The organism is Syntrophorhabdaceae bacterium (genome assembly GCA_035541755.1).
GTDB lineage: Bacteria > Desulfobacterota > Syntrophorhabdia > Syntrophorhabdales > Syntrophorhabdaceae > PNOF01.
On record DATKMQ010000017.1, the window covers coordinates 1 to 4,673 of the forward strand.

A 4,673-nucleotide genomic window follows, 5' to 3' on the forward strand; every position below is an offset into this window, starting at 1 on the left:
GACATCGGCATTGCTACCGACACGCCTCCCAAAGCCTTGACCACCTCTGCGCTGGTTCCGGTGGACCTGATTTTGAGACCTTTAATGTCTTCCAATTTTTCGACTGGCTTCTTTGTGAAAAGACGATGCGGAGGCGAAGTATGGAGATACATCACCTTTGTTCCGTCAAATTCCTTGGGCTTAAATTTTTCGAGGTATGCGTTCGCCAATTTCGTTGCGTCGTATGAGGTCTTGTATCCCAGTGGGAGGTCAATTACTTCTGTGAGAGGAAATCGCCCGCCGGTGTATCCGCAAAAACTCATCCCTATATCCGCAACGCCTCTCATTACGTCATCATAAGTCTCAGAAGGGCGTGAAAGAGACGCGGCCGGAAAGTACTGCACTTTCACTCGACCGTTGGTTCTTTTCTCTACCTCTTTGCACCACTCGTCCGAAATAACGCTGACTTTGCTTGCGGGCGGGAACAGGTTCGCATACCTGAGGGTAATGACCTTATCGGCTCCATAGCTTGTCAGAAGGCCGAAAAAAAATGCCATAACTATCCAAATCACTACGCCCACCCCAAAACATCGGCCTTTCATAGTCTTACCTCCTTTGACGTGATTGTTCGGCACCAATCATGTTTGACATCGTCTCGGAAATAGCTCCAAGCGGTATAGCTGTGTCGAATCAGAAATTAACGTGCTGACCGCAGCTCACCGGTATGGTCTGACCTGTGACGGCGCTCGATTCCTCTGAGGCGAGAAAGACGGCTACAGCAGCACATTCTTCTTCCGTGGCTAATCGTTTAAGGGAATTGTTGGCAGTCAAGCTTGTCATGATCTCATCAAAGGTCTTACCCGTCCCTTCAACTCTCTTCTTGATCACGTTAACAATGCGATCTCCCAAGACAGGACCCGGGCTGAGGGCATTCACGCGGATGCCGTATTCTCCCATCTCAACAGAAAGCGTTTCAGTAAGGCCAATGAGGCCCATCTTTGCGCAGCAATAGGCCGCCCTGAAGGGATATCCGGACCTTCCGTCAGCCGACCTTCCTGCTTCAGAAACAACGTTGATTATATTGCCGGTCTTCCGCTCGATCATGTTCTTGAGCACTTCCCGTGCACAGACCATGCTCCCTGTCAGGTCGACAGCCAAGGTTTCGTTCCACTGGGCCAGATCCATGTCAACCACCCTGGACGTAGGCCCTGAGACACCACTGTTATTTACCAGTATATCCACTTGGTCGAACCGCCTGATTGTCTCTGCGACAAGGCGCTTGATTTGCGACTCATCCGAAACATCTGTTTGCACGTAGATTGCCTTTCCGCCCTTACTGATAATCTCGCCGCACGTTTTCTCCAGCTCGGGAGCACTTCGTGCGGCGATCACCACATTGGCGCCTTCTCGGGCAAAAGCGAGAGCAATGGCCTTCCCGATACCTTTACCACCACCCGTGATAATTGCCACCTTACCTCGCAACCGCATGCGTCCTCCTTGGGCGATTCCATCCGGCACCTAAGCACGGGCCTTCAAGATGGATGTGCGTCATTTCACAATTATTCCACCTACGAAAGATCAGAACATTCCATTTGGATTCGCAGAAGTTTGCGGAACCTCCTGTATCACATCCCAGTGCTCATCGATTTTTCCGCTTTCATTGAGTCTGAATATCTCAACGATAGCCCGATGCGTGCCCGGTGGCCGAACCGAATGGACGTGAAGAATGACATAGTCACCGTCCGCAAAGATCCTGACGATTTCGCTCTTGGCGCCGCGGTGGTTGGTCTTGAGCCAGTTGATAAATGCCGCCAGACCTTCGGGGTAGTCTTCGACCAAAGGATTGTGCTGCTTGTAACGCGGCCCCATGTACTTGCGGGCTGACTCAAAGTCCTTCTTGTTAATGATAAGATCATAAAATTCCGCAACGTTCTTTTTATTCATTTCCATCTGCTCTCGAGTTGCCATATCGTTCCTCCGGTCTAAAAAGCCCTATCGAGCGATTCCTCAAAGCTCGACGGAGTGCATAATCTCCAGTTGTCTATTATGAAACTCCTCGTCCATCCGTTTTATAGGAAAACATCACCGCCAGGAGTCTCGCCCGCTCCTGACCGATGCTCCTCCCAGTGTGAGGTACTCCGGATTCGAAATAGACGCAGTCACCCTCGTGCATGATGTATTTCTTGCCGTCGTAGGTGAATTCATGGGTACCTTCCAAAACAAATAGCAATTCCTCACCCTCATGCTGAAATATGGCTTTTTCCTCGAATGCCGGCTCGATGATGTAGGGCTCCATACTCTTGCCGGGCTTATTATGCGCGAGAGTTTCATATTTGTACCCATACAGGGACCCTGTTGTAACAATGACCTTTCTTTCGTTCTTGCGCACAATAGCCAATCGTGTGTCGCCGGGTGGTTCCTGCCGCCCGTTGAGCAGAGAAATAGTCTCCACCCCGAGGGCGCCGGCAATCCGGTTCAGTGTTGAAAAAGGAGGCAGTTTGCCGGCACGCTCCACCCTCGATAGATACCCTTTGCTTAGGCCCGTAAGGTGAGACAGATCGTCGAGTGTCATCTTTCGCGCGAGCCGGAGAGTCTTGATATTTTGACAGATGGTCCTTTCATCCATACCGGGATTGTTGCCTCATGTACAACAGATGTCAACAACAAAATTGCCAAAAAGGAAACTACGCCCCCTCCGCGGGCGTGGTTTATCTTATCGAGAAACTACGCCTCCGCGTTCATGCCATCAGGTATTTTCTCTTGATTTCCACGTTCTGATCAAAATCGGCTGTGGTGCCTTCATAGCGAATCCGCCCATTATCGATCACATACACCCGGTCAATCAATTTCAAGGCAGATTTTACATTTTGTTCCGAAAGGAGAATGCTGATTCCTGCATCTTTCAGCGCTAAGATCTGATTTTCCAGCTCCCTGACAACCAGAGGCGCCAAACCCTCCGTCGGCTCGTCCAGCAGAAGGAGTTCCGGACTGCTCATCAAGGCTCTTCCAATCGTAAGCATCTGCTGCTCCCCGCCCGAAAGGTTTCCCGCGGGCCGCGTCTTTATGTGCAAAAGGGCTGGGAACAAATCGTACACCCTCTGTTTGGGCCATTCGTTGTTGCGCCGGTAGGTAATTTCAAGGTTATCGTCCACGGAGAGATCGGCAAACACCCTGCGGTCGTCCGGAACGTAGGCGATCCCCTCCCGAACGAGAAGGAAAGGATCCTTTCCGGCAATCGATCTTCCCTTGAATGTGATCGATCCCTCTCGAGGAGGCGTCCAGCGAGCGATACTTCTCATCGTGGTCGATTTACCTGCGCCGTTTCTCCCGAGAAGCCCCACGATCTCGCCTTCGGCCAAAGAGAGGGAGACATCAAAAAGGATATGAGAAAGGCTGTAATAGGTGTGGATATTTTCGACCCGAAGCATGGATCTAATCCTCCCCCAGATAAGCGTCCTGCACTTTTTTGTTGCATCGGACGGTCGCGCAATCTGACTGGATGATGGTGGAACCCTGGACCATGACCATGATCCGCTGAGCGATGGCAAAAACGAGTTCCATATCATGTTCGCAGAAAAGGATCGTAAGGCCGCGCTCTGTAGAAAGTCGCTGGATAAGCGAGATGCACCGCCCTGTCTCCTCTGGGGACATGCCGGCCGTCGGCTCATCCAGGATGAGAAGTTCTGGCCTTCCGCCGAGGACTATAGCGATCTCAAGAACCTTCCTGTCACCATGAGACAGGGAGCCGCAGACGCTCTTCGCCTTTTCAGTTAACCCGACACTGTCGAGTATCGCATACGTATTGTCCACCGCGAGCTTCCGGGAAGGGGAGAAGAAGGTAAGATCTCTACCCTGCTCAACGAAGACTGCGATCTGGACGTTCTCAAAGACGGTCAGCCGAGGGAAGATGTTAACGATCTGAAAAGAGCGAGCGATCCCCTTTTTGCACATCTTGTGGGATGGAAGACCCGTGATGTCTTCCCCCTTGAAGGTCACCTGCCCCTCATTCGGCTTCAGGACGCCCGTAATCATGTTGAAGAGGGTTGTCTTCCCAGCTCCGTTCGGGCCGATGACGGCCACCACTTCACCCTTCTTGACGTCAAGATTTACCCGGTCTACCGCCCTAAAGCCGCCAAAGGACTTGCTTACGTTCCTCACCTCAAGCATAATTCGCTTCCCTTGCCCTTTCCACCTCGCCTGTTTTTCCAACTCGGCGCTCATGCCAGATCTCGAAAACCTTGCCCAGGACCCCTTCGGGCAGGAAAAGAATGACAAATACGAGAACAATGCCGAGAACGAGTGCCCAATAATCTGTAACCGTGCTAACAAACGTTCGCAGTAGGACGATTATGGCAGCGCCAAGCATCGGTCCAAGAAAAGTGTACCAGCCCCCCAGGAGGGCCATGATAGTAATCTCGAGCGAAAGGGTCCAGAACATCATGTCGGGGAAAACCGAATTATCGACCACCACGAAAAGAACGCCTGCAATACCGGCAAAAAACCCGGCAATCACAATCGCGATGAGCTGATGTCGCCTTACATTCACGCCGACCGCCTGGCTTCGTACCACGTTGTCACGAATCCCCTGAAGAATACTTCCAAAGGGGGCGTTGAGAATCCTGTACATGATGAACAGCGAAAGGGCGGCCACGATCAAAGTAAAGTAGTAAGCGGCGTTTGGGGACTCGAGGATC

7 protein-coding genes are annotated in these 4,673 nt (G+C 51.7%); all 7 read right to left on the minus strand.

The window, feature by feature from the left end; all coding sequences use genetic code 11:
- Positions 1-581 (minus strand): TRAP transporter substrate-binding protein DctP (dctP, locus tag VMT62_01305; GenBank protein HVN95041.1); only part of this gene is annotated, 581 nt, incomplete at its 3' end.
- Between the two features lie 88 nt (positions 582-669).
- Entirely contained in the window at positions 670-1,467 is a 798-nt protein-coding gene (locus VMT62_01310; GenBank protein HVN95042.1) for an SDR family oxidoreductase, read from the minus strand.
- A 90-nt stretch (positions 1,468-1,557) separates the two neighbouring features.
- Positions 1,558-1,947 (minus strand): nuclear transport factor 2 family protein, encoded by a 390-nt coding sequence (locus VMT62_01315; protein HVN95043.1) that lies wholly within the window; start codon positions 1,945-1,947, stop codon positions 1,558-1,560.
- A gap of 76 nt (positions 1,948-2,023) precedes the next feature.
- Positions 2,024-2,605, minus strand: a complete 582-nt coding sequence (locus tag VMT62_01320; protein ID HVN95044.1) for an XRE family transcriptional regulator — start codon at positions 2,603-2,605, stop codon at positions 2,024-2,026.
- Positions 2,606-2,717: 112 nt separating this feature from the next.
- Positions 2,718-3,407 carry an ABC transporter ATP-binding protein gene (locus tag VMT62_01325; GenBank protein HVN95045.1) on the minus strand — a complete coding sequence of 230 codons (690 nt, stop codon included), beginning with the start codon at positions 3,405-3,407 and terminating at the stop codon, positions 2,718-2,720.
- 4 nt (positions 3,408-3,411) lie between these two features.
- Positions 3,412-4,146, minus strand: a complete 735-nt coding sequence (locus VMT62_01330; protein ID HVN95046.1) for an ABC transporter ATP-binding protein — start codon at positions 4,144-4,146, stop codon at positions 3,412-3,414.
- The coding region (locus tag VMT62_01335) for a branched-chain amino acid ABC transporter permease (protein HVN95047.1) at positions 4,139-4,673 on the minus strand (535 nt) is incomplete at its 5' end. The genes VMT62_01335 and VMT62_01330, both read right to left, overlap by 8 nt.